The sequence below is a fragment of the Pandoraea sp. SD6-2 genome (genome assembly GCF_000389825.1).
Taxonomy (GTDB): domain Bacteria; phylum Pseudomonadota; class Gammaproteobacteria; order Burkholderiales; family Burkholderiaceae; genus Pandoraea; species Pandoraea communis.
On the sequence record NZ_KB944456.1, the window covers coordinates 51,299 to 75,758 of the forward strand.

Sequence of the window (24,460 nt, forward strand, 5' to 3'; positions counted from 1 at the left end):
GCCGTTGGCTGGCCGTGAGTACGGCAAACGGGACGAAATCATCTGGCGCGGTGGCCTCAATATTGCCGCCGGGCTGCCGTAAACACATCGGTAACGGTGCGCGAGCGGGCCTTGGGCCGCGCGGGGCGCGCCTCTAATTCAAGCCGCGAGATCATGAGCCTAATCAATATTGGCATGAGTGGGCTGAACGCCTCCCAGTTCGCCCTGAATACCACCGGCAACAACATCTCCAATTCGGGGACGGCCGGTTATAACCGCCAGATCGTCAACTACGCGCAGCAGAACAGCCAGTTCACCGGCATGGGCTACCTCGGCCAGGGCGTGCTCGTGACCGACGTGTCGCGTGTGTACGACCAATTCCTGTCGAATCAGGTCAATCAGGCGCAGACCCAGTACAGCCAGCTCAACACCTACTACCAGCAGATCTCGCAGATCAACAACGCGCTGGGCAGCTCGACGACCGGCCTGTCGGCCTCGATGTCCACGTTCTTCACGAACCTGCAGACGATCGTGACGGCGCCGAACAACTCGGCCACCCGGGCTACGGTGATCTCGTCGGCGCAAACGCTCACGAGCATGTTCCAGTCGCTCTCGGGCACGTTGTCCTCGCTGCGCGCCAGCGTTAACGGCACGCTCAGCCAGTCGACGGATCAGATCAACACCTACGCCAAGCAGATCGCCTCGCTCAACGACGCGATTGCACAGGCGCAGGCCAACGGCATCAACGCGACGCCGAACGACCTGCTCGACCAGCGCGACCTGGCCGTGGCGAACCTGAACGCGATCGTGCAGACGAACGTCGTCAAGGACAGCAGCGGCGCGTACAACGTCTTCATCGGCAATGGCCAGTCGCTGGTGACGGGCAACTCGGCCTACCAGCTCACCACGGTGCCTTCGACGAGCGATCCGTCGCAAGTGACCATCGCGTATGTGAGCCCCAACGGGACGAAGGTGCCGATTCCGGAATCGTCGATCACCGGCGGCTCGCTGGCCGGCCTGTTGTCGTTCCGTAGCGGCGCGCTCACGCAGGCTCAGAACTCGCTCGGCCAGATCGCCTTGTCGCTGGCCGGCACGTTCAACGCGCAGAACCAGCTCGGCCTGGACCTCTATGGTCAGATGGGCGGCAACTTCTTCACGGTGCCCAACCCGACGGTCATTGCCAACACGGGCAACTCGAACGCCGCCACCCTCAACGCCACGATCACCGATGCCTCCAAGGTGACGACGAGCGATTACACCGTGGGCTTCGACGGCACGAACTACACGCTGACGCGCCAGTCCGACGGCGCGAAGTGGACCGCCGGTGCACCGGCGCTGCCGGGCACGCCACTGAACTTCGTGGACGGCGGCGGCGTAGCCTTCGGCGACGGCTTTTCGGTCACGACGGGCAGTATGGCGGCGGGCGACAGCTTCACGATCCAGCCCACGCGCAATGCGGCACAGAACATCGGCGTGGCGATCACCGATCCGGGCAAGATTGCACTGGCCGCGCCGATCATCGCCTCGACGGCCAGCGGCAACAGTGGCTCGCTGAAGGTGGACCAGGGCAGCGTGGACGCGACCTATCTGTCGAACGTGCTGGCGGCCCCGGTGACCTTCACGTTCAGCAAGGACCCCGCGACCGGCGCGTTGACGCTGGTTGCGCCGTCGGCCATGACCGTCACGGTCAACGGTGTGACGACTCCCTACGCGGCCGGCGCCACCGTCCCGTACAACGCCGCCACGGGTGCCAAGATCACCATGAACGGCATGACGGTCAATCTCAGCGGCACGCCGGGCGATACCGACAAGTTCACCATTGCACCGAACAACTCGGGGGCCGTGACCGACAACCGCAATGGCCTGGCCCTCTCGGCCTTGCAGAACGACAAGACAAAGGTGGGCGGCGCGCAAAGCTACGCGACGGCCTATGCCAATCTGGTCTCGTTCGTGGGCTCGACCACGAATACCTACAAGTCCACCAGCGCCGCGCAGGCCACCTTGCTGCAACAGGCGCAGACGGCACAGCAGTCGAATTCGGGCGTGAACCTCGACGAAGAGGCGGCCAATCTGATCAAGTATCAGCAGCTTTATCAGGCCAACTCGAAGGTGATTCAGACGGCGTCAACGCTGTTCGACACCATCCTCCAGATCGTCCACTAAGCGCAGGGGCACGATAATGCGTATCAGCACCAACATGATCTACGATCAGGGGCTGCGCTCGATGAGCCAGAACACCTCTGACCTGCTCAACACGCAAGCCCAGCTCTCGTCCGGCAAGCGCGTGACGACGCCGAGCGACGATCCGATCGCTGCCGCCCAGGCGGTCGCCGTGTCGCAAGACAACAGCATGAACACCCAGTACGGTGCGAACCGTGCGGCTGCGACGACCCAGCTTCAGCTCGAAGATTCGACCTTCGGCAGCATCATCAACTCGCTGCAACACGTGATGTCTCAGGTCGCGGCGGCGGGCAACGCCACGCTCAACGACACCGACCGCGCGACCATTGCGACCGATCTGCAATCGAGCTTCCAGCAATTGCTCTCGCTCGCGAACACGACCGATGCCAACGGGCAATATCTGTTCTCGGGCTACATGGGCAATTCGGCCGCCTACGCGGCGTCGCCCACGGGGGCATCGTATTCAGGCGACATGGGCGTGCGTTACGTGCAGGTGAGTCCGAACCGCCAGATCGCGATCAACGATCCCGGCCCGACCATCTTCGAAGGCATTCAGGCGAGTACCGCCAGTACGTTGATCAGTGGCACCGCAGCCAATCAGGGCACCGCGACATACTCCACCGTCTCGACGACCGACGTGACCAACGCGGGCGCGAACCATCAGTACCAGATCAGCTTTGCGATCGACAACACCACCACGCCGCCCACGACCAATTACACGGTCAAGGACCAGACGGACGTGACGGTGCCCGACGTGACGGGAGCGTACACCGCCGGCCAGCCGATCAAGTTCGGCGGCAAGTCGGTCACCTTCTCGGGGGCGCCGGCCACCGGCGACACCTACACCGTGCAGCCGGCGAACAAGGCCAGCACGAACCTGTTCGACAATTTGCAGGCGCTGATCAGCACGCTCAAGACACCGACCAACGGCACCAACGGCACGGGGCAGGCGAACCTGAGCAACGCGTTGACGACGTTCGGCCAGCAGTTCAGCAACACTTACGATAACGTCACGACCATTCGCACCACCACGGGCTCCCGAATGAACGAACTGACATCGCTCAACAACATTGGCGACAGTAACTCGCTGAACTACCAGTCGCAGCTGGGCGATCTGCTCGACGTGGACTGGAACTCGGCGGCGACCAAGTTTCAACAGTTGCAGACCGCATTGCAGGCGTCGCAACAGAGTTTCCTGCAAACGCAGAAGCTCTCGCTGTTCGCGCTGCTCTGAGGCACGGTGCGCGGGCACACCCGCGCGAGACGACAGAAAAGATTGCGGGCCACGCGGCATGACGCCGGGTGGCCCGCAGTCGTTTTGGGACGTACGCCATGCCGCGAGTGCCGGTCTCAGGCCTTGGGCACGAAGGCGGCTGTGGCGCGAATCATCATGTCGATGCCGGTTGCGATGAAGTGATCCATGACCGGTGCGAGGCGCGGCATCATCAGTTCGAGCACGACGAGGCCGACGCCCAGCGTGAGCGGGAAGCCCACGGCGAAGATGTTGAGCTGCGGGGCGGCGCGGTTCAGGATGCCCAGCGCGAGGTTACAGATCAGCAACGCCGCGACGAGCGGCAGCGACAACATGAGCGCGAGCGTGAAGAGCTGGCCGCCGAGCATGGCGAGGTAATGCCAGCCGGCCACGGAGATCGGCGCGCTCGACACCGGCAGCACGGTGAAGCTCTGTACCAGCGTGGCGAACATCACCAGATGGCCATTGGTGGAGAGGAACAAGAGCATGGCCACGACATTGAGCAGCATGCCGAGCACGGCCGTGCTGCCGTCGCTGTTCGGCGTGAGCAGCGTGGCGAACGACAGACCCATCTGCAACCCGACGAAGTCGCCCGCCATGCTGATGGCCGAGAACACGATCTGCATGCACCAGCCCAGCGCCGCGCCGATCATCACCTGTTGCACGAGAATCCACAGACCTTCCCAAGAGAACGGCGAGACGGCCGGCATGGGGCCGAGTACCGGGGCGAGCGCCAGCGCGACGATGCCCGCCAGGCCGATCTTGACCGTGCCGGGCACGGCAGCATCGCCGAACAGGGGCGCGCTCATGGACAGCGCGAGCAGGCGCACGAACGGAAACAGGAACGTCGCGATGACGCCCAGGAGCTGTTCGTAAGTGAAGCTGATCAAAGCCGGCGCGGCTTACCCGACGAGGCCGGGAATACCGGTGAGCAACTGGCGCATGTAGTCGACCATCAGGTTAAGCATCCACGGACCCGCGATCACGAGCGTGACGAACACCGCGAGCAGCTTGGGGATGAACGACAGCGTCATTTCGTTGATCTGCGTGGCGGCCTGAAACAGGCTGACGAGCAGACCGGAGACGAGGGCGACGAGCAGCAGCGGCGCGGCGAGCAGCAGTGTGACCTGCATGGCCTGATGGGCCAGCGCCATGACGGTTTCCGGAGTCATTTCGCGTTCCTCGCCGCTACATGGTGAAGCTCTGGGCCAGCGAGCCCAGCAGCAATTGCCAGCCGTCGACCACCACGAACAGCATCAGCTTGAACGGTAGTGAGACGGTCGAGGGTGAGACCATCATCATCCCCATCGACATCAGCACGCTCGCGACCACCAGATCGATGATCAGGAACGGAATGAAGATCGTGAAGCCGATCTGGAATGCCGTCTTCAGCTCGCTCGTGGCGAAGGCGGGCACGAGAATGCGCATCGGCACGTCTTCGGGGCCGTTCATCGGCGGGGTCTTGGCCAGCTTGGCGAAGAGCGCCAGATCGGCTTCGCGGGTCTGCTTGAGCATGAACGCGTGGAATGGCTTGGCCCCGGTGTCGATGGCTTGTTCGAAGCTGATCTTGTTGGCGGCAAACGGCTGATAGGCGTTGGTGTACGCCTGGTCGAAGACCGGCGACATGACGAAGAACGTCAGGAACAGGGCAAGCCCGATCAGGATCTGGTTCGGCGGCGAGGTCTGCACACCAATGGCATGGCGCAGCAGCGAGAGCACGATGATGATGCGCGTGAAGGCCGTCATCATCAGCAGCATCGCGGGCAGGAAGCCCAGCGATGTGAGCAGCAGCATCGTCTGCACGGACAGCGAATAGGTCTGTCCGCCGCCAGGCGCCGGTGTTGTGGTCAGCGCGGGCAGCGTGGCCTGCGCAAGTGCCGTGCCCGGCAAGATGAGGCTGGCGAGCGCCAGCCCGAGCATCAGTCCCTGCGTCAGACCTAGCGTCGGACCCGCCGGGCCCCGAGACGTTCCGGCGCACAGCAAGCCACGCAACATCAGGAATCCTTTTTCATCGATTCGCGCAATTTTTGCGCAAAAGCCTGCGCCGCGCGGCTGGCTTGCGCGCCCGGTTGGGCGACGGTGGGCGCGGCAGGCATGCCGGCGACGCGATCGGCGTCGATCACATGCAGGCTGCGGACCTGACCGGGGGCGACACCCAGCACGATCCAGTCGCCGGCGACTTCCACGACCACCACACGTTCGCGCTGGCCGACGGCGGCGCTACCGACGATGCGCACATTGCCGCCCCCCAACGGACGTTGCAGGCCGAAGCGCTTCGCAAGCCACGCGAGCCCGAACAACAAGGCCAGCACGAGCACAAGGCCCAGCCCCGTCTGCACGATGCCCGCGCCGCCCAGACTCGGCACGGCCGCCGCCTGCGAGGCAGGGCTTTGGGCGTGCGCGCTGGAGATCGTCAGGAAGGCGAGGCCGAGGACGCTGCCGACGCCGCGGCGGCGAGCCGGCGCGCCGAAGGCTCGCGCCATTGCCTGCGCGGCGTGCGCCACGCGGGAGGGGCGAGAGGCGATGCAGGTGGTGCGAGAGGTCGTGGCGCTTGCCACGGCACGCCGCACGGGCTTGCCGTGGACTTTTCTTGCCATCATCGGTTGAGCTTACGGATGCGTTCGGATGGCGTGATGATATCAGTCAGGCGGATGCCGAACTTGTCGTTCACGACCACCACTTCGCCTTGGGCGATGAGGCAGCCATTGACCAGCACGTCCATCGGCTCGCCGGCCATGCCGTCGAGTTCCACGACGGAACCTTGCGCCAGTTGCAGCAGGTTCTTGATGGCGATCTTCGTGCGGCCCAGCTCCACGGTCATTTGCACCGGGATGTCGAGAATCAGGTCGATGTCGTTGTGCGTGGCGTTCGGGGGATTCCCGGCGGTGGCGGCAAGCGGCTGAAACACAGGGGCGGCGGCCGGTTGCGGCGCGCTAGCGGGCTCCGGCTCGGCAGACGTCTGCTCCGCCATGGCACTGGCCCACTCGTCCGCCATGGCCTGGGCGTCCTCACCGGGCGTTTGAGGGGTATCGCTCATCACTCGTTGTCCTTCGTGTAATCGCTGTGCGAATGGTTGATCATCTGGTTCACGCGCAGCGCGTATTGACCATTGAAGACGCCGTAATTGCATTCCATTACGGGCACGCCGTCGACCTTGGCTTCCAGCACCTCGGGCACGTCGAGCGGAATCACGTCGCCTACGCGCATGTTGAGCAACTGCGAGAGCGTCATGTCGATGTGGGCGAGGTTGGTCACGATTTCGACATCGGCCGCCTGCACCTGTTGCGAGAGCAGACGCACCCAGCGCTTGTCGACTTCGAGCGTTTCGCCTTGCAGCGGACTCGAGAGCTGATCGCGCATCGGCTCGATCATCGAGTACGGCATGCAGATGTGGAATTCGCCACCGACCGAACCGAACTCGATATCGAACGTGGTCGTGACCACCACCTCGTTGGGGGTGGCGACGTTGGCGAACTGCGTATGCATTTCGGCCCGCACGTATTCGAATTCGACCGGATATACCGGCTTCCACGACGCACCGTAGTTCTCGAACACCAGATCGAGCAGGCGCCCGATGATGCGCTGCTCGGTCTGCGTGAAATCGCGCCCTTCGACGCGGGTGTGGAACCGGCCGTCGCCGCCAAACAGGTTATCCACCACCAGAAACACGAGGTTCGGATCGAACACGAACAGCGCCGTGCCTCGCAGTGGCTTGATGTGAACCAGGTTGAGGTTGGTCGGGACGGGCAGGTTGCGAATGAACTCGCTGTACTTCTGAACACGCACCGGGCTGACCGAAATTTCGGCGCTGCGGCGCATGAAGTTGAACAGCGCAATGCGGAACAGTCGCGAGAAGCGGTCGTTGATGATCTCGAGCGTGGGCATGCGCCCGCGCACGATACGCTCTTGCGTCGCGATGTTGTATGGCCTGATGCCGGAATAGACTTCCGACTCGGACCTGTCATCCTGTTCGCCGGTGACACCCTTCAGAAGGGCATCGACTTCTTCCTGCGACAGGAACTCCTCATGCGCCATGAATCACTCACTGAATTACAAACGCGGTGAACAGCACTTCGCCCACGGCCTGCTGCGGCATGTTGGCCGCAAACGGCTGCGCGACCAGTGTGCGAATCTCGCTCGCCAGACGGCGCTTGCCGTCGATCGTGGCCAGATCTTGCGGCTGCTTGGACGACAACAGCAGCAACACGCGGCTGCGCACTTCGGGCATGTGCTGCGTGATGCGAGCTTGCGTTTCGGCATCCGCCACCTTGAGCGAGAGGCCGATATGCAGGTATCGCTCGCCGTCTTCGCCCGACAGGTTCACCGTGAACGGGTCCATGCCAACGAAGACGGGCGGCGGCGGAGGCGGCGGTGCTTTTGCCGCTTCGCTATGTCCGGTGAGCAAATACACGGCCGTTGCCGCCCCTGCGGCAGCCATGAGCGCTACCGCAACGATCAACAGAATCCATTTGCGCACGCCCCCTCCTGAGGGGGCCGCGGCTTGCGTCGGTGCGGGATTTGCCATGTATTCGCCTGCTATTGGGTAATGATTGTCGGCTAACCCGCCAAGGGGTGATCGGCCGAAAAGAAGGGACAATCGCGTCTAACTCGCGTCTTTGTCTTAACGGCAGAAAAACCCGCTTGCTTTAGGGCAGTGCGGCACCCGGCCGCGCCGGTTTGCACACGGCTTCACTGCCATCCATGCGTTGCTGTCCGGTTCGGGAGATCAGGCAAACGTGTCGACGAGGCCGTTGCTCGCCCGCACCGGCACGCTCACGGTCGTGGCCAGCGCCGCGTCGTCGGCCTGACCGAAGCCTGGTGTGCCGCGTGCGTTGCCATTGCCTTGTCCGTTACCGCCGCCATTTCCGCTCGCGCCTTGCTGTGCGAACGCCTGTTGCTGCGAGTTATCGCTGCTGACGGTCGCGTTGCCCAGTGCGATGCCATTGTTTGCAAGGCTTTCGCGCAGTTGCGGCAGGGCGGCCTGCACGGCGTCGCGCACCGCTGCGTGCTGCGAGACGAACATGGCTTGCGCCGAGTCGTTCGCCACGTTCAACACGACATGCAGCGGGCCGAGATCGGGCGGGTTCAGGCTCAGTTGCGCAGTCTGTGCGTGCGCGGACGACAGCCACACCACTTGCTGCGAGAGCTGGTTGTTCCAGTCCTGCGTGCCGACGCGGGCATTCAGTGCGAGCGCTGCCGGCAGATTGGCCTGCACCTGCAATTGCGGCTGGGCGTCGACGGCAGGCGTGGCGGCCTGCATGGCCTGAGCAGCCGCCTGCGTGGCGGCGGTGGTGGCTTGTGCGGCGGCGTCGCGATTGCCCTGAGCCGATGCCATTGCGTCGGCCATGCGTTGCGCGGCCTGGGCGTCTGCACTGGCCGTGGGCATGGCCGCCTTGGCGTCGGTGGCCGCCGGTTGTGCGGCGGCGGTGGCCGGAGCGGTCGCCGGGGCCGTCGTGGCGTTCTTGGCCAGTGCGTCGAGCGAGATCCCGCCGGTCTTGCCGGCGTTCGACGTTGCCGGCGTGACCGTGCCGTTGGCCGGTGCGCTCGCGGCGGTGGTTGCGGGCGCGGTCTTCGCGTCGGCTGCGGTAGCGCCGGCCGGCGTCTGGCCCGTCAGTTGGGCGGCGCCAGCGGCTTGCAATGCGCCGTTCACGGCGGCGGCGATGGCCGCGCCGGTGCCGGGCTTGCCGTCGGTTGCGCTGGTTTCGGCAGCGCTCGCCGGCACCGGTGTTTGCGGCTGGAGCGGCGCGTTGTTCATGGCGGCCAGCGCCACGGCAAGGGCGGTCGCCGGATCGCCAGGCGCTGCGTTGGCTTGCGCCTCGTCGTCGGCGTTATCGGGCTTGTCGCCCTTGTCGTTGTTGGCGGCCGTCGTTTTCGAGGGATTCTTCGAAGCGTCCGTCTGCCCCGTCTGGCCAGTCTGTCCGGCCGATGCACTGCTGTTCGCGGCGTTGTCGGCCGACTTCGTGCTGCCGTTGTTGTTCGACGCGTTGGCGGACGTATTGCTCTGGCTCGCCTGCGGCGTGCCGTTGTTTGCGTTGCCGGCAGGCTGGGCGCTCTGGCGGGTCTGCTGCAGCACGGTGGAGAAGGGCAGCACGCCGCTGTCGTCGGTGTTCGACGAACCGGCGCGGTTGGCCTTCAAGGCTTGTTGGGCGGCAGCCGCGGCATCGGTGAGGAAGCTCAGCATCGACATGTCGGTTTCCTTTTCCTTCAAATCGGGGATTCGGCACGACGGCGCAGGCTGCGCGCGGCGTACTCGTCGTTTTCCTTCTGCTCGCGACGCGCGACCCGCACGGCTGTGCGGGCGGCTTCGCGCGAGGCGAGCGTGCCGAAGGAGTTCAGGCGGCGCTGCTGCGCCTGCCATTCGCGGCGCGCAGCCGCGAGACGCTCCTCCGCCTGTTCGAGCAGCATGGCTTGCTGGCCGATGGCCGTATCGAGCGTATCGATGAATTGCTGGAAGTTGCGCCAGTCGCAGCCCGCCATGCCCTGAATCGTCGCCGTCTGCATCCGCGTGCGGTACTCGTGACGATACTCGCGCAGCGAGTCGAGCTGACGCTCGACTTCGGCGCGTTGCTTCTGACGTTCGCCGAGCAGCCGCGCGGCTTCGTCCACGTCCTTCTGGGCGAGTTCGATGAGCAACTTGAGGGGCAGGGTGGAGTTCATGGCCGCCTCCGCTTAATGGAACAGACCTTGCAACTGGTGCACGGCGTCCGGGTAACTGGCCCGTTCGCGCATCCCCTGTTGCAGGAAGCTCTCGAGACGGGGGTATAGCTCGATCGCCTGATCGAGCATCGGGTCGCTGCCCGGCGCATACGCGCCCACATTGATGAGGTCGCGATTGCGCTGGTAGCGCGAGAGCATTTGTTTGAAGCGCCTGACCTTGTCGAACTGGCTGTCGTCGATGAGGGCGGCCATCGCACGGCTGATCGACTGTTCGATGTCGATGGCCGGGTAATGTCCCGACTCCGCCAATTGGCGCGAGAGCACGATGTGGCCGTCGAGAATGGCGCGGGCCGAGTCGGCAATCGGGTCCTGCTGATCGTCGCCTTCGGTGAGCACGGTGTAGAACGCCGTAATCGAGCCGCCGCCGTCGGGACCGTTACCGGCGCGCTCGACCAGCGCCGGCAGCTTTGCAAACACCGAAGGCGGGTAGCCTTTCGTGGCCGGCGGCTCACCGATGGCCAGCGCGATTTCGCGTTGTGCCATGGCGTAACGGGTGAGCGAGTCCATGATGAGCAGCACGTCCTTGCCCTGATCGCGGAAGTACTCGGCCAGCGTGGTGGCGTACGCCGCGCCTTGCAGACGCAGCAGCGGCGAGACGTCGGCCGGTGCCGCCACGACAACGGAGCGCGCCAGACCATCCGGTCCGAGAATGTTCTCGATGAAGTCTTTCACTTCGCGGCCACGCTCGCCGATCAGACCGACGACGATCACTTCGGCCTGCGTGAAGCGAGCCATCATGCCGAGCAGTACGCTCTTGCCGACACCCGAACCCGCAAAGAGGCCCATGCGCTGGCCGCGTCCGACGGTGAGCAGCGAGTTGATCGCGCGCACACCCACGTCGAGCACCGATTCGATAGGCGCGCGGCCCAGCGGGTTGATCGGCGCCGAGGCGAGCGAGGCGCTGTCGGTCTGGCCGAGCGGGCCGAAGTCGTCGAGCGGGCGGCCGGCGGCGTCGACAACGCGGCCGAGCAGCGCTTCTCCAACCGGCAGACGTTTGCCGTTATGGCGCTGATTCGCAAGCGGACCGTCGGCGGCCGGCTCCATCGGGAACACGCGCGCGCCGGGCAGCAGGCCGGCGACTTCCGTCTGCGGCATGAGGAACAGGCGGTCGCCGCCGAAACCGACGACCTCCGCTTCGGCAGTGGCCGGTTCGCGCGAAGGGTCGTGCACCGGCAGTTCGATCAGGCAGCCCGCCCCGACCGGCAGGCGCAGACCGACGGCTTCGAGTACGAGACCCGCAGCACGGGTGAGGCGGCCGCATCGGCGGGTCGGCTCGACGGCGTGCACGTGGGCGATGCGCTCGCGCAGCGTGTTCTGCCAGCGGCGCAAATGCGCGTCGCGTGCGATCTCACGAGCGTCCAGGACATGGACGCCAGCTTTCGACGCAGGCGGGGGCGCAACCGTCGCCGGATCGCTGCCTTCGGTGGTGCCGGATTCGGCGGTAGCGCCTGGCTGGGCCTGAGGCGGCTCGGGCGCTTCGTCGTGATCGTCGGGTTGCAGCGCACCGGCCTGCACGGGGTGTTGGGTCGTGTCGATCTCATCCCACAGGCGCACCGAAGGCGTCGTGCCGTCGTTCGCCGGAGAGGGCGAGTGCGATGCATTCGACGTTACGTCGTCATGCGTGTTCTCGGTGTCTGTCAGCACCGGCGCATGGGCGGCGAGCGGGGTGAGTTCGGCGTTCACCATGGCAGATCCTTGCCCAGCGCGGCCATCACGCGTTGCCAGCGGGTGCCGACGGTGGCGTCGACTTCACCGCTCGCGGCTTCGGCCTTGCAACCGCCGCGTTCGATGGTGGGGTCGGCGCGCACCGACCAGCCGGCAGCGCGCAGTTCCACACCCACATGAGCTTCGATCAGCGCGACGTCGTCCGGATTGAGGAGCAGACGCGGCGAACCGGTGAGCGGATCGTTGGAAAGCAGCTCGCGCACGATGGGCAGCAGCGTTTCCGGACGGATGGTGAGTGTCTGACGCAGGGCCTGACGCGCGATGTCGAGCGCGAGCCCGAGCAGCGGCTCGGACACTTCGCGGTCGATGGCGTTCACGGCAGCGCCGAAGCCGTGGGCGATATTGGCGAGTTGTGCGGCGCGCGCATCGACTTCGTGCTGGCCCGCTGCCTGTCCGGCGGCGTAGCCCTCAGCCTGACCGGCGGCATACCCTTGCGCGTGGCCTTCGGCACGCGCGGCTTCGCGCCAGGCGGCAATCTGTTCCACGAGCGCGGGATCTTCGAGCGGGCTGGGCGCCTTCGGTTGTGGCGGGGGCGGGGGCGGCGGCGGGTCGAACGACGCCATCTCCCAGCGCTGCCAGGCGGAGAGGCGTTCTTTCGGAATGATGGTCGACATACGCGCGGGCCCCGTTTGGTTACACGTAAGCGTCGTCGCCGCGGCCGCCGATCATGATGGCGCCCTGGTCGGCCAGGCGCCGCACCACTTGCAGCACCTTCTTCTGTTCGGTTTCGACTTCCGAGACACGCACCGGACCGCGAGATTCCAGGTCTTCGCGCAGCAATTCGGCCGCACGTGCCGACATGTTCTTGAAGAACTTCTCGCGCAGTTCGACCGGTGCGCCCTTGAGCGCGATGATGAGCGACTCGGACTCGATTTCCTTGAGCAGCACCTGAATGCTGCGGTCTTCCACGTCGAGCAGGTTCTCGAACACGAACATCTCTTCGACGATCTTCGCCGCGAGGTCCGAGTCGTAGTTGCGCACGGCTTCGATGACCGACTCTTCGTGCACGCCGCCCAGATAGTTGAGGATTTCCGCCGCCGTGCGCACGCCGCCCATCGGGCTGCGCTTGATGTTCTCGCTGCCCGAGAGCAGCTTGGTGAGCACGTCGTTGAGTTCGCGCAACGCCGCCGGCTGAATGCCGTCGAGCGTGGCAATACGCAACACGACATCGTTACGCAGGCGTTCGGTGAAGAGCGCCAGCACTTCCGACGCCTGATCGCGATCGAGGTGAACGAGAATCGTGGCGATGATCTGCGGATGCTCATGGCGGATCAGTTCGGCCACCGCCGTGGAATCCATCCACTTCAGGCCTTCGATACCGCTGGTGTCGCCACCTTGCAGAATGCGCTCGATCAGGCCCGCCGCCTTGTCGTTGCCCAGCGCCTTGTTGAGCACCGAGCGGATGTACTCGGACGAGTCGAGCGAGAGCGCGGAGTGCTGTTCGGCTTCGAGCACGAAATCCTGCAGCACGTCGGCGATCTGGTCGCGCGTGACTTGCCGCAGCGAGGCCATGGCCGCGCCGAGCTTTTGCACCTCACGCGGCGCGAGGTACTTGAAGACCTCCGCCGCTTCGTCTTCGCCCAGCGACATCAGGAGGATGGCGCTGCGTTGGAGTCCCTCAGCCGCGCTCATCGCCACCACCCACCCATGATTTAACTACCGTTGCCACGATCTTCGGATCCTGTCGCGCGATCTGACGCGCGAACTGCAAATTGCGCTCGTAGGCGCTGAGTTCGCCCTGTTTGCCGGGCTCGCCGTCGACACCCTCGCCTTCGGCACCCCCTTCGGCACCCGTGGCGCCGCCTGCCGCACCGGCGAGCGTGGGCTCGGCCGGCGGCGGCGGGGTCAGGTGCTTGCGGATGGCCGGACGTATCACGCCGAACCAGAGATAGATGCCGATCAGCCCGATCAGCGCCCACTTGCCGATTTGCTTGGCCAGTTCGATGTTCTGACGCTGACGCCACCACGGCAGGTTGGCTTCCGGGTCTGCCTCGACCGTGAACGGGCTGTTGACGATGTTGAGCGTGTCGCCGCGCTGGCCCGAGAAGCCGATGGCTTCCTTCGCCAGATTCTGGATCTGGTCGAGCTGTGCCTGCGTGAGCGCCACCATGGCCGCCTTACCCTTCGCGTCGGTGCCGGGACGATAGTTCACGACGATGGCCGCCGACAGGCGCTTCAGCCCGCCCGTGGCCTGCTGCACATGACGAATCGTGCGGTCGACCTCGAAATTGACCGTGGCGTCCTTGCGGTCGCTGCGCGGGCCCTGCGGGGCGCTGGCGGCGCTTGCCGGATTGGCGGCAGTCTGTTGCGCGACCTGCTGCTGTTGCTGGGTTATCGGCGCCGTGGCCTGACCCGGCGGTTGGTTCGACAGCGCACCCGGCACACCGCCCGGCGGTGTGATGCCGATCTGAGAGGCTTCGCTGTTTTGCTGGCTGCGCACAGCCTGCTCGCCCGAGTTCGGCTTGTAGTTCTCGGAGGTTTGCTCGACCTGATTGAAGTCGATGTCCGCCGTCACCTGTGCGTGCACGTTGCCTGGACCGACGATCGGGTTCAGGATCGCCTCGACGCGGCGTGCGTACGATTGTTCGAGTTCGCGAACGTACTTGAGCTGGCTGGCGTCCAGGCCCAGCGCGTTACCGCTTTGCGCGGACAGCAGATTGCCGTTCTGGTCGAGCACCGTCACGTTCTTGACCGGCAGTTCCGGCACGCTCGACGCGACCATGTGAACGATGGCGCTGACCTGGGCGTCGTCCAGCACGCGGCCCGGATACAGCGTGACGAGCACCGAAGCGCTCGGTTTTTGCTGCTCGCGCACGAAGACCGACGGTTTGGGAATGGCCAGATGCACACGTGCGGCCTGCACGGCCGACAACGATTCGACCGAACGGGCGAGTTCGCCTTCGAGCGCGCGCTGGTAATTGACCTGTTCGGCGAACTGGCTGATACCGAACTTTTGGTTGTCCATCAGTTCGAAACCGACCAGGCCGCCCTTGGGCAAGCCCTGCGAAGCCAGACGCAGCCGTACGTCGTGCACCTGTTCGGCGGGCACCAGAATGGCGCCACCGCCTTCGGCGAACTTGTACGGCACGTTCATCTGTTGCAGCGAGGTGATGATGGCGCCGCCGTCGCGATCGCTCAGGTTGCTGTAAAGCACCTTGTAGTCGGGGGTACGGCTCCACAGGAATACCGCAATCAGCAAGGCAATAAGCGCCGCGCCGCCAATGAGCAACGGCAGGCGCTCGCGCGAGCGCAACTGCGCCAGCAGGGGCGGCTTGGCGGCAACGTCCGCCGTCTGGGTGGCGGCGTTCATGCGCGGCTCCACGCCAGTGGCGTTGATACGACGTTCATCGCGGTGGAAGTGCTCACTAACATGCGACAGAATTCTCCGGGTACGCGTGGCATCGCGTTCACTTTCCAAGGGCGCTAAGGATCGGAAAGATCCGGTTCCCGGTGCGCACGATGCCGATGGTCCTGATTATTCGTTGGCGAATATGGAATCGTTCCGTGGATTAGGCGGGTGTTTTGCCGCTAATTAAGGTATTGGCGGCTTGCCATAGGGTGGTAATCTCCAACGTGACTGATAAAAGGCAAACCGGTCGAAGCGGCGCGATCTCGCGCGCAGCCGGTGCTCATTGAGGACAAGCAACATGGCCATTCCGGGGATCGAATCGGTATTGCAGAAGCTGGGCGGCGTGGCGGCGCAGGCGGCGGGCTCGATCATGGGCACGTCCAGCGCCGGCGCGGGTGCCGCATCGGCGACAGGCGGGTTCGCGTCTGAATTGGAAGCGTCGCTCAAGCGCGTGTCGTCGGCGCAGAACGGCGCGGAGTCCCAGGCGCGCGCTTTTGAAATGGGCGAACCGGGCGTGGCGCTCAACGACGTCATGGTCGATCTTCAAAAAGCCAACATCGGCTTTCAGATGAGCCTGCAAGTTCGCAACAAGCTCGTTTCCGCTTACACAACCGTGATGAATATGCAGGTGTGAGGTCGTTCGACCGGTTGCCGCTTCACAACGGCAGCGGGTTGGGTCGTCTCGGCACCTGAAGAAGCCCCGTCTGGCGACGGGGCTTTTTTGTTACTGGGTACATCGATCGTACGCGCGTTGATAAATCGCGGTACGACCTAGCGCCAACGTAGTCAGGCGGACGGTTCGGAAGATGAGGGTGGGCCGGCAGCGCCGGGGCTTGCCTGACCCTCTGGGGGAACGATGCCCGGTGGCAGCGCCGGCGGTTTGCCACCCCGGCCCGCTTCGAGCTTGTAGAGCCATGCCAGCAATTCCGCGACCGCTTGATAGAGCTGTGCGGGAATGCGTTGATCGAGGTCGACCTGCGTGAGCAGGCTCACCAGCTCAGGCGACTCGTGGACATACAGGCCGTGCTCGCGCGCCGTGCGCACGATGGTCTCGGCGAGCAGGCCGTAGCCTTTCGCCACCACGCGCGGTGCCGTGTCTTTCGCGCCGTAGGCCAGCGCGACTGCGGCCCGGCGTTCCGGTGGCAACGTCATGCTTCACCTCCCGGCGGCGAACGCTCTCCGGATGACGGGCCAGCCGTTCCGTCCGCCACGGCCGCCGCAGTGGCGACGCTCACCGGCGGCGCATCGCTACCCGCCGATCCTGCGTCGCGCTCGTCGCTCATCGCGCCGAACGACAACTGGCTCGCGATGAGACCGACTGCGGCCAGTCGTTGACGCAGTTCCTCGCCTTCGTGCGACAGTAAATCCGCCGACGCCGCCGAGTCCGTCAGCAGGCGCGCTTGCAATTGTTGCCCCGATAAGCCGAGATTGACGTCGACCGTGCCCAGCGACGGCAGCGTCAAACGCAGATGCGTATGCCATGTGGATGCGGCCGAGACCTCACCCGGTGCAGGCTGCCCGGCGCGCTCTTGGACCTGCCATTCCATCGGGGCGCCCGGCCATGCCGCGCCGTTCCACTGAAACTGCGGATTGACCAGCATGTCGAGTTGTTGGCGCACCAGCGCGACACTCTCGGCGGGGGCATTCGCAACGGCGGCGAGAGCGCCAGCCGGGCCGTGCGGTGCAGCACTGGGGGTGTTGCCGTCGCCAGATGCAGCCAGCAGCGCATCGCCCTCGCGCCCGCTCGGCAGCACGCTGCTCGTGGTGTGCGCCACGCTGGCGGCATGCGCCAGCGCGTTCGCGGTATTGGGCAAATTGGCGGCGGCGTGCAGACCGCCATCGGCGGCCTCGCCAGTGGCGGTCTGGCCGGGAAGTCCGGTCTGCGCGGCGGCGGGGCTCGCCGCCGGCGACGCGGAAGGGCCCGGCACCGGCCACGCGGCCGTCATTGCCGCCTCTGCCGCTGCGGGGCCCAGCAAGCGCGTTAGCGGACCGGGGCCCGGCAGGGTGGCGTCGGCACCCGCCGCGCGCAATTGCGCGGCCAGATTGGCCGATGCCGGCCAGCGCAACTGAGGCTCGGCTTGCAACTGCTCGAACGAGCGGCTGCCGGACGCCCATTGCGCCAGATGCGATTCATAGAAAAGTCCGCTTGTCGACAGCGCATCCTTTAGCGCAGAGGCCAGAAGCGGTGCGAGGGCCGGGGCGCCGGTGCCGGGAGCGGCAGGCCACACCGGGGCGCTCGCTTGCACGGGACCGGGCGAATCGGGCGCGAGCCGCAGGATCGTATCGATGGTGCGCGCAGCGGCGGAAAGCGTTGCCTGCTGCACCGGAGTAGGCAGCCGCTGGGCGCTCTGCGAAGGCGTATTGCCGAGACCGACGGCGGTGGGGGAGGTGCGTGTGGCGAGGTCGCCGAGGGCGGACGTCGCGTCGCCCGCCGGTTGTGTACCGGCGACGGCACTTGGGGCGCTGGGAGACGACACTCCCGGCCCAATACCGAGCAGTGAATCGAGTCGCCGTGCGAGCGTTGTGGCCAGCACCGAGTCCAAACCGGCCATGCCTTACTCCGAAAAGCGGACGCCTCAGGTGCCTAGGTTCAGGCCATAGACTTCGTGCAGGGCACGTTGACGGCGCGTATTGTTGATCATTGCGTCGAGATGCGCCAGATGCGGCACTGCGAGGTCGCGAATCGCCGCGTCGTCGGCCAGAATGCGCCGGATGATGGCGTGCTTGCGCGAGCGCTCATCGTCGGTGAGCGGCAGGGCGGCGTCAAGTTGCTTGATCGCATCGACCTGCGTACGGTACTGCGTTTCGATGTCGATGAGTGCGTCCCAATCGCCGTCGCGCGCCACACCGAGCATGCGCTCCGTGAGACCCGCAATAGTCTCGTAGCAGTTCAGCAAGGTCGCGGCTTCATTCATAGCGCACCCCGGTGCCCGCCTGTGCGGCGGGTGCGCCCGTGCCGGCTGCCGGGGCAATCTCTCGCCAGGCCGATGCAATCGTGTCGAGCAGGGTGTCGACTTCTCGCACCTTGGCAACGTCGTTTTCGAGATTGGCCTCGAGCAGACGGCGCCCCATGTAGTCGTACAGATCGCCCAGATTGCGGGACAGTTCTCCGCCCACATCCATGTTCAGGCCGTCGCGCAGTCCGCCGATGATGCCGATGGCCTTCGAGAGCGCCTGTCCGCGCTCCGCAATGCGGCCATCTTCAAAATGGACGCGGGCCTTCGTCAGGGCTGCCTTCGCGCCGTCGAACAGCATCGTGATGAGCTGATGCGGGCTCGCGGCGATGACGCCCGTTTCGAGCCCGACCTTGCGATAGGCGTTGGCGGCGTTTTGACCGTACATGAGCGATCTCCGGGGGGCGCGCCTACTTCGACGACGAAGACGACGAACCGCCCAGCACCTGCTTGAGGTAGTCGCTGGTGCTCGAAAGCTTCGACATGGTCGCGTCGAGCGCGGTGAACTGCGCCAGATAGCGGTTCTGCATCTGCGTCATCTGGTCCTGCCAGTCGCTTTCCTGCTGCTGCACTTGCTTGATGGTGGCGTTCAGGTTCGACTGGGCTGTGCTGATCGCACCCTTCGCGCTCAGGAAGTTGCTGACCTGGTTCGACAGCAGCGACGCATAGCCTTGCGAGAAATTGATGGTGCCGCGATTGCCGAGGTTGGTGCCGGTGACCTGAATCTTGAGGCCGTCGGTCTGCGAACCCGCTGCACCGGTCAGATACTGGCCGCTGCCCGTGGCGATCACGCCGCCGATCGAGCCGCCGACGTCCACGCCATCGGTGCTGGGCGAAACGCCGGTGCCGAACAGCGCGGTCATGGCGTTGCCCGACGTGACGCGCACATTCGAGGCAGAGCCATAACGGTTCGACGTGACCGATAGTACCCCGTTGGTCTGCTTGACCGTCACAGTCGAGCCGTTGGCGGCGAACTTCGAGTTTCCGTTGATCGCGGCCTGCAAGGCGGCGGCCATCTTGTCGGGCGTGTAAATACCGTTCGGGATGGTGATAGACGTGCTCGTGCCGTCGACCTGTACCGTCAGCGTATTGTTGGTGCCGTCGATGGTCGTGTTCGCGCCAAGCGTGGCGTTCGACGTGAGCGTACCCTGGGTTGCAAGGCGGGTGACGACCACGTCGTACTGGCCCGGTTGCGTATTGCTGGTCGAGCTTTGGTAGCTGATCAGGCTGTCGGTGGTCGTGCCGTTGGTGGCAAGCAAAGAGGCGAGCTGGGCGAAGCCGCCCGAGCTGATCGCCTTTTGCAGCTTGGTCGTATCGACCGCGAGCTGCCCCGACGTATCCGTGGCGCTGCCGGTGCCGTCGCCAGCCTGGAATGTCACGCCGATATCGGCGAGCGAAGTCAGCACCGACCCCGAGACCCCCGGCAACTTGCCGTTCAGGATCTGCTGGATCTGCGTGGTGATCATCTGCGTGGTCGTGTCGCCGATCAGCGGGCCGTTGTTGTTCGACGTGCTGCCTGGCGTGGCGCTCGACTTGTCGAAATACGTCAGCTTGCCGATGGCCGAATGCAGCGTGTTGTAGGCGGTGACGAAATCGTTGACGGCCTTGGTGACACCGTCGCTGTTATTGCTCACGCTGACGGTGGTCGTGCCGGTCTTGAGCAGGCTCATCGACAGACCTTGCACAGCGCTCTTCACCGTGTTGGTCGGGCTCGACACAGCCAGGCCATTGATGGTCAGGCTGGCGTTCTGGCCTGCCGCCGTCTGCGTCAGGCTCTGGGTGCCGGCGGGATCGTAAGCCAGCATGTTCGTGAGCGTGGCGTCACCCCCTGCGGCCACGTCGACCTTCATGCTCATGGTCTGCCCCGTCTGCGTCGAGGTCAGGACCAGACGGTTCGGCGTGGCACTGCCGTCATTGACGATCGTGGCCGTCACACCGCCGTTGGCGGCGTTAATGGCGTCGCGAATGCCTTGAAGCGAGTTGTTCGTGTTCGTGATCGTGACGCTGAACGGTGCCTGCTGCGCGTTCGGCGAGAAGCTGGCGCCAGTGTACGTGCCATTGGCAAGCGTGCCACCCGAAATCGTGCCGAAGCTGAACGTCAGCTTGGTCGACGTGCCGCTGCCAATCGAGGCGGCGGGGTCCGACACGCCGGTCGTCGACAGGCTTTGCGCCTGCGCCAACTGCGTCGTGTTGATGGTATAGCTGCCCGCTTTCGCGGTGGTGTCTGCCGAAGCGCTCAGGATCGTCGCATCGCCCGGCGTGGCAGCCATCTGAAGGAACGACGATGCCGACGACAGGTTCGAGAGCGAGGATTGGAACGAACTCAGCGCCGATTGCAGGCTGCCGAGTGCCGAGACCTTGGTCTGATAGCTGGCCTCTTGCGACTTGAGCAAGTCGAGCTTTTTCGTCGCCGGCTGCATCAGACTGGTGACGAGATCGTTCACGTTCAGCCCCGAGCCGATGCCCGGTGACGAAATTGAGCCCGTGGTACTACTGCCAGTGGTCGCCATAAATTGCTCGCTCTCAAAAATAGTTGCTCAACTCGCAAAACGCCGGCGCAAAAAGTGCTGCCCTTGTAATGCTTGCGGCGACGCCCCCCGCAAAGGTGGCGCCGCCGGCGGCCCGGCCGAGTTGCCGCCGGGCGTTACACCTTGCCAAACAGGCGCTTTACTGGAGAAGCTTCAGCACTTGTTGCGGCAGTTGGTTTGCCTGGGCCAGCATCGAGATACCGGCTTGTTGCAGAATCTGCGACTTGGTCATGTTGGCCGTTTCTGCAGCGTAGTCGGTGTCTTGCACGCCCGAACGCGCCGAGGTCAGGTTCTGCGTCGTGGTCGACAGGCTCGAAATCGTCGACTGGAAGCGGTTTTGAATAGCGCCCAGGGTCGATTGCAGCGTGTCGACGGTGCCGATGGCCGAGTCGATCTGCGACAGCATCAGCGTGGCGCTGTTGACCGTCTTGACGTCGGCTTGTGCCAGGCTACCGCTCGTGGCGTAGGTCGTGGCTGCCGTCGGCAGGCCCAGCTTGGTCAGCGTTGCCGGCGTGCCGCCGCTGATCTGGAAGGCCGAACCCGAGCTCAGGTGCATCTTGCCCGTGGTGTCGACATACGCGTTCACGCCGCTGTTCGACGAGTTGATCGCGTTGGCCAGGTCGGTGGCGCTGTTCATCTTGCCGGTGATGTTCGTGGCCTTACCATTGACGGTCAGGACGAGGTCACCTGCTGCCAGCGTTTGCGAGAACGTCGAAGCGACGGCGGTCGACGTGGTCGTCGAACCCGCGGCGGCACCGGCGACGGCCATGCCCAGCGTGGTAGCGTCGGCACCAGCGACCGTCAGCGTTTGCGTCGGATCGGTGTTGGTGATGGCGATTTCGCCGGCCGAGTTGACCGATGCGACGTTGCCCGTGAAACCGGCGGTTTGTGCGGCGGTGTTGATTGCCGTTGCCAGGTCAGCCGAGCTGTTGTACGTGCCGGCCTTGACGTTGACGGCCGTGCCTGCGCCCAACTGAACGGTCAGTGCGGCAACGGTGAAGCTCAGCGGGTTGGTGGCCGAGCTCGTTTGTGCGACCGAACCGATGCTGGCGACGGTCATGCTTTGTTGCAGGTTGACCGAGATGGTCTGGCCTGCGTTGGCGCCAACCTGGAAGTTCGCCGTGCCCATCGAGCCGTCGAGCACGTTCAGGCCGTTGAACGACGTCTGGGTTGCCAGACGGTTCACTTCAGCCAGACGCTGTTGGACTTCCTGGTCCAGTGCTGCACGATCCGAAGCCGAGTTCGTCGAGTTGGTCGACTGCACGGCCAGGGTACGGATGCGTTGCAGGTTGTCGGTGATTGCCGACAGGGCGCCTGCGGCGGTTTGCACCAGCGAGATACCGTCGTTGGCGTTGCGCTGGGCTTGCTGCGTGCCGTTGATCTGGGCCGACATACGGTCCGTGATCGCCAGGCCAGCGGCATCGTCCGCTGCGCTGTTAATACGCAGACCCGACGACAGACGGGTAATCGAGGTTTGCAGACCCGATTGCGAGGTGCTCAGGTTACGTTGTGCAACCAGCGAGAAGATGTTGGTATTGATGACAGATGACATTTAGCCACTCCTTTCCCAAAATTTTTGGCTCCGGCTTAAGCGCCGTAACTTTGGCTCACCAGCCAATCGCCGAAAGCCGCCGTTGTAGGGGATATCGGACGGCCATTGGGAAAATTTAGGGTGATTTCACAAAATGCTCTCTCACCCCCGATCGACTGACCCCGTCGATGTCGGAAAAACGCTAATAAGCCAGTCTACAAATTTCCTCCATGATCGATTCGTCAAGGAAAGGGGCAATCTGCCGCCTATTCATGTCCTGTAAGGCTTGGAGAGGTGGTGGCATGTCGCGTCACCCGGCGGGTGAGGCGGGCAATTCTCAACTTGTGGCACGGGCTGGCGGCGGAGAAAAAATTTTTTTCCACCGCCACGAAATTTCTTCGTGCCGATGGCTGACGGCGCCTGAAAAGCACATGGCCCGCGACGGCGGGCCATGAAGTGAGTACTAATTAGCAGAAAGTGTGGTGCCGATGGCGCTATGCGCAGACGGGGCCCATCTCTGCGCTGACCAGGCCGTGCTGCATCACGTAATAGGTGAGTTCGGCGTTGTTGTTCAGGCGCATCTTCTCGAGCAGGCGTGTGCGGTACACGCTCACGGTCTTGACCGAGAGCGACAGCGCGTTGGCGATGTCGGTCAGGCGCTTGCCCGAGCCGATCATGCAAAGCGTCTGGTATTCGCGGTCGGACAGGCGCTCGTGGGGCGGCTGGTCGGCATCCGGGCCGAGATAATCGGCGAGCGTCTCGGCGACCATCGGGCTCACATACTTGCGGCCCGCCGCGACCTGGCGCACGGCCGAGACCAACTGCTGCGCGTTCGAGCGTTTGCTTAAATAACCGGCAGCGCCGGCCTTGAGGGCGCGCAGCGCGAACTGGCCTTCCCCGTACATGCTGAAGATCATGATGGGCAAACGCGGATGTTTGCGCCGCAAGGTCTTGAGAATCTCGAGACCGTTTGTGTCGGGCAGCGAAATGTCGAGCAAGACGATGTCCCACTGCGCGGCATCGGTCATCTCCAGCGCTTCTGCGCCGCAATCGGCTTCGCCGATGACGGCGATACTCCCGCTATCGGAGAGCAACTGCCGGACGCCCTGGCGCACGATGGCGTGGTCGTCGACGATGAGCACTCTAAGCGTCATGATGCGTATATCCGTGAAGAGCATGCGAATCCGGGCCATGGAGGCCGGCCGGGGCAGGCAGGATTTGATGCCAGGGGAGCCGTGCACTCACGAGCGTCCCCGATCCCTGCGCACTACCGATACGCAGCGTGCCGCCGAGTGCCGTACAGCGCTCGCGCATGCCCACCAATCCGAAATGTCCCTGCTTGCGACGCGCGCCGCGGCGCAAGCCGCAACCGTCGTCTGAAATCGTGAGTTTGAGAGAGCGGTGGCCGCCGTCGAGCGCGACGACAACGCGCGAAGCGCGTGCATGGCGGGCAACGTTAGTGAGCGCTTCCTGTGCGATACGGTACAGGGCCAGCACCGCATCGGGGGAAAGGTTCGCGACGCGATCGCGTGTCACGTCGTCGCAGCGCCAGATGCACGTAAGGCCGCTTTGCTCGCCGAAGCCGCGCAACCAGGTGCGCAGCGCCGGGACGAGACCCGCGTCGAGCGCGGGTGGGCGGCTGCGGCCGACGAGTTCGTCAGCCGCGTCTTGTGCAGCGGTGGCGGCGTTCTGAATCTGGGTGCAGAGGGATTGCCATTCGGCAGCGTCGACCGGTGGGCGCATCGCCAGACGCGCTACGGCCAATTGCAGTGCCGTGAGCTGCGCGCCAAGGCCGTCGTGGATTTCCTGCGCCAGACGCGTGCGCTCGGCTTCACGGGCGGCGTCTATCTTGCGGGCCACGGCTTGCGCCAGCGGACGTGCTGACGCTCGCGCGGTGTGCGAGGCGGACTCCGCCGGCAAAGTGATGTCGCGAGCGGCAGGCTGATCCGATACCGGCGTCGCGGCGCGGGCGTGCAACGTGTCGTCAAGCGACGCGCGACGTCTCGCAGCCTGTGCGGCAGGATCGACGAGATACGGCATGGAGGCAAAATCCCTGAGAGAAAAAGTCCCGCACCGCAACCCCCGCGGCGAGACCACATGCAATTTAACAAACTTTACATTTCGTCACAATTACACGCGGCGGGCACCTGCATGGACTGACGGAAAAGCGTAACTATTTGATTTGGATTAAGAAGTTTGCGCTTGCTTGAAGAGGATTTTGCAAAGACCCGGAATATATCAGGG

The 24,460-nt window shown here is 64.6% G+C and carries 24 protein-coding genes; 3 read left to right on the forward strand and 21 right to left on the reverse strand.

Annotated features, from left to right (window positions below; translation table 11 throughout):
- The first annotated feature begins 153 nt into the window (after nucleotides 1–153).
- Nucleotides 154–2,142 carry a flagellar hook-associated protein FlgK gene (gene flgK / locus C266_RS22345; protein ID WP_010807721.1) on the forward strand — a complete coding sequence of 663 codons (1,989 nt, stop codon included), beginning with the start codon at nucleotides 154–156 and terminating at the stop codon, nucleotides 2,140–2,142.
- 16 nt (nucleotides 2,143–2,158) lie between these two features.
- On the forward strand, nucleotides 2,159–3,394 hold the full coding sequence (gene flgL / locus C266_RS22350; RefSeq protein WP_010807720.1) for a flagellar hook-associated protein FlgL: 1,236 nt from the start codon (nucleotides 2,159–2,161) through the stop codon (nucleotides 3,392–3,394).
- Between the two features lie 116 nt (nucleotides 3,395–3,510).
- On the opposite strand, the gene fliR is transcribed toward flgL, so the two are convergent.
- The 13 genes from fliR to fliF all read right to left on the reverse strand — a co-directional run bounded on the left by fliR (nucleotide 3,511) and on the right by fliF (nucleotide 15,164).
- Complete coding sequence (gene fliR, locus C266_RS22355; protein WP_010807719.1) at nucleotides 3,511–4,302, reverse strand: flagellar biosynthetic protein FliR; 792 nt, start codon at nucleotides 4,300–4,302, stop codon at nucleotides 3,511–3,513.
- 12 nt (nucleotides 4,303–4,314) lie between these two features.
- The gene (gene fliQ, locus C266_RS22360; RefSeq protein WP_010807718.1) at nucleotides 4,315–4,584 is read right to left on the reverse strand and encodes a flagellar biosynthesis protein FliQ; all 270 of its coding nucleotides are present in this window, start codon (nucleotides 4,582–4,584) and stop codon (nucleotides 4,315–4,317) included.
- Nucleotides 4,585–4,600: 16 nt separating this feature from the next.
- Nucleotides 4,601–5,332 (reverse strand): flagellar type III secretion system pore protein FliP, encoded by a 732-nt coding sequence (gene fliP / locus C266_RS22365; protein WP_051126525.1) that lies wholly within the window; start codon nucleotides 5,330–5,332, stop codon nucleotides 4,601–4,603.
- Between the two features lie 74 nt (nucleotides 5,333–5,406).
- Nucleotides 5,407–6,012: a flagellar biosynthetic protein FliO gene (gene fliO, locus C266_RS22370; RefSeq protein WP_246189730.1), complete on the reverse strand. Its 606-nt coding sequence runs from the start codon at nucleotides 6,010–6,012 to the stop codon at nucleotides 5,407–5,409.
- Complete coding sequence (fliN, locus tag C266_RS22375) at nucleotides 6,009–6,449, reverse strand: flagellar motor switch protein FliN (protein WP_010807715.1); 441 nt, start codon at nucleotides 6,447–6,449, stop codon at nucleotides 6,009–6,011. The genes fliO and fliN overlap by 4 nt, the downstream gene beginning before the upstream one ends.
- Nucleotides 6,449–7,447, reverse strand: coding sequence for a flagellar motor switch protein FliM (gene fliM, locus C266_RS22380; protein ID WP_010807714.1), 999 nt, complete (start codon nucleotides 7,445–7,447; stop codon nucleotides 6,449–6,451). Before fliM ends, fliN begins: the two co-directional genes overlap by 1 nt.
- A gap of 7 nt (nucleotides 7,448–7,454) precedes the next feature.
- Nucleotides 7,455–7,937: a flagellar basal body-associated protein FliL gene (gene fliL, locus C266_RS22385; RefSeq protein ID WP_036664108.1), complete on the reverse strand. Its 483-nt coding sequence runs from the start codon at nucleotides 7,935–7,937 to the stop codon at nucleotides 7,455–7,457.
- A gap of 201 nt (nucleotides 7,938–8,138) precedes the next feature.
- Complete coding sequence (locus tag C266_RS22390; RefSeq protein WP_010807712.1) at nucleotides 8,139–9,599, reverse strand: flagellar hook-length control protein FliK; 1,461 nt, start codon at nucleotides 9,597–9,599, stop codon at nucleotides 8,139–8,141.
- 17 nt (nucleotides 9,600–9,616) lie between these two features.
- Nucleotides 9,617–10,069, reverse strand: a complete 453-nt coding sequence (fliJ, locus tag C266_RS22395) for a flagellar export protein FliJ (protein WP_010807711.1) — start codon at nucleotides 10,067–10,069, stop codon at nucleotides 9,617–9,619.
- Between the two features lie 12 nt (nucleotides 10,070–10,081).
- Nucleotides 10,082–11,815 (reverse strand): flagellar protein export ATPase FliI, encoded by a 1,734-nt coding sequence (fliI, locus tag C266_RS22400; RefSeq protein WP_010807710.1) that lies wholly within the window; start codon nucleotides 11,813–11,815, stop codon nucleotides 10,082–10,084.
- On the reverse strand, nucleotides 11,809–12,468 hold the full coding sequence (gene fliH / locus C266_RS22405) for a flagellar assembly protein FliH (RefSeq protein ID WP_010807709.1): 660 nt from the start codon (nucleotides 12,466–12,468) through the stop codon (nucleotides 11,809–11,811). Before fliH ends, fliI begins: the two co-directional genes overlap by 7 nt.
- A gap of 19 nt (nucleotides 12,469–12,487) precedes the next feature.
- Nucleotides 12,488–13,486, reverse strand: coding sequence for a flagellar motor switch protein FliG (gene fliG / locus C266_RS22410; RefSeq protein WP_010807708.1), 999 nt, complete (start codon nucleotides 13,484–13,486; stop codon nucleotides 12,488–12,490).
- Entirely contained in the window at nucleotides 13,473–15,164 is a 1,692-nt protein-coding gene (fliF, locus tag C266_RS22415; protein ID WP_010807707.1) for a flagellar basal-body MS-ring/collar protein FliF, read from the reverse strand. Before fliF ends, fliG begins: the two co-directional genes overlap by 14 nt.
- A 337-nt stretch (nucleotides 15,165–15,501) precedes the next feature.
- Here fliF and fliE point away from each other — a divergent pair, with 337 nt between their 5' ends.
- The gene (fliE, locus tag C266_RS22420; protein ID WP_010807706.1) at nucleotides 15,502–15,837 is read left to right on the forward strand and encodes a flagellar hook-basal body complex protein FliE; all 336 of its coding nucleotides are present in this window, start codon (nucleotides 15,502–15,504) and stop codon (nucleotides 15,835–15,837) included.
- 152 nt (nucleotides 15,838–15,989) lie between these two features.
- Here the strand turns inward: fliE and C266_RS22425 are convergent, their stop codons facing one another.
- The 8 genes from C266_RS22425 to C266_RS22460 all read right to left on the reverse strand — a co-directional run bounded on the left by C266_RS22425 (nucleotide 15,990) and on the right by C266_RS22460 (nucleotide 24,256).
- Nucleotides 15,990–16,355: an EscU/YscU/HrcU family type III secretion system export apparatus switch protein gene (locus C266_RS22425; protein ID WP_010807705.1), complete on the reverse strand. Its 366-nt coding sequence runs from the start codon at nucleotides 16,353–16,355 to the stop codon at nucleotides 15,990–15,992.
- Nucleotides 16,352–17,755, reverse strand: coding sequence for a flagellar hook-length control protein FliK (locus C266_RS22430; protein ID WP_010807704.1), 1,404 nt, complete (start codon nucleotides 17,753–17,755; stop codon nucleotides 16,352–16,354). Before C266_RS22430 ends, C266_RS22425 begins: the two co-directional genes overlap by 4 nt.
- 24 nt (nucleotides 17,756–17,779) lie before the next feature.
- The gene (locus C266_RS22435; protein ID WP_010807703.1) at nucleotides 17,780–18,118 is read right to left on the reverse strand and encodes a flagellar protein FliT; all 339 of its coding nucleotides are present in this window, start codon (nucleotides 18,116–18,118) and stop codon (nucleotides 17,780–17,782) included.
- Nucleotides 18,111–18,545, reverse strand: coding sequence for a flagellar export chaperone FliS (fliS, locus tag C266_RS22440; protein WP_010807702.1), 435 nt, complete (start codon nucleotides 18,543–18,545; stop codon nucleotides 18,111–18,113). The genes C266_RS22435 and fliS overlap by 8 nt, the downstream gene beginning before the upstream one ends.
- A 22-nt stretch (nucleotides 18,546–18,567) precedes the next feature.
- Complete coding sequence (gene fliD, locus C266_RS22445) at nucleotides 18,568–20,667, reverse strand: flagellar filament capping protein FliD (protein ID WP_010807701.1); 2,100 nt, start codon at nucleotides 20,665–20,667, stop codon at nucleotides 18,568–18,570.
- Between the two features lie 157 nt (nucleotides 20,668–20,824).
- Nucleotides 20,825–22,237, reverse strand: coding sequence for a flagellin (locus C266_RS22450; protein WP_010807700.1), 1,413 nt, complete (start codon nucleotides 22,235–22,237; stop codon nucleotides 20,825–20,827).
- 473 nt (nucleotides 22,238–22,710) lie between these two features.
- Nucleotides 22,711–23,370, reverse strand: a complete 660-nt coding sequence (locus tag C266_RS22455; protein ID WP_010807699.1) for a response regulator transcription factor — start codon at nucleotides 23,368–23,370, stop codon at nucleotides 22,711–22,713.
- Nucleotides 23,360–24,256 (reverse strand): sensor histidine kinase, encoded by an 897-nt coding sequence (locus C266_RS22460; protein ID WP_010807698.1) that lies wholly within the window; start codon nucleotides 24,254–24,256, stop codon nucleotides 23,360–23,362. The genes C266_RS22455 and C266_RS22460 overlap by 11 nt, the downstream gene beginning before the upstream one ends.
- Nucleotides 24,257–24,460: the final 204 nt, after the last annotated feature.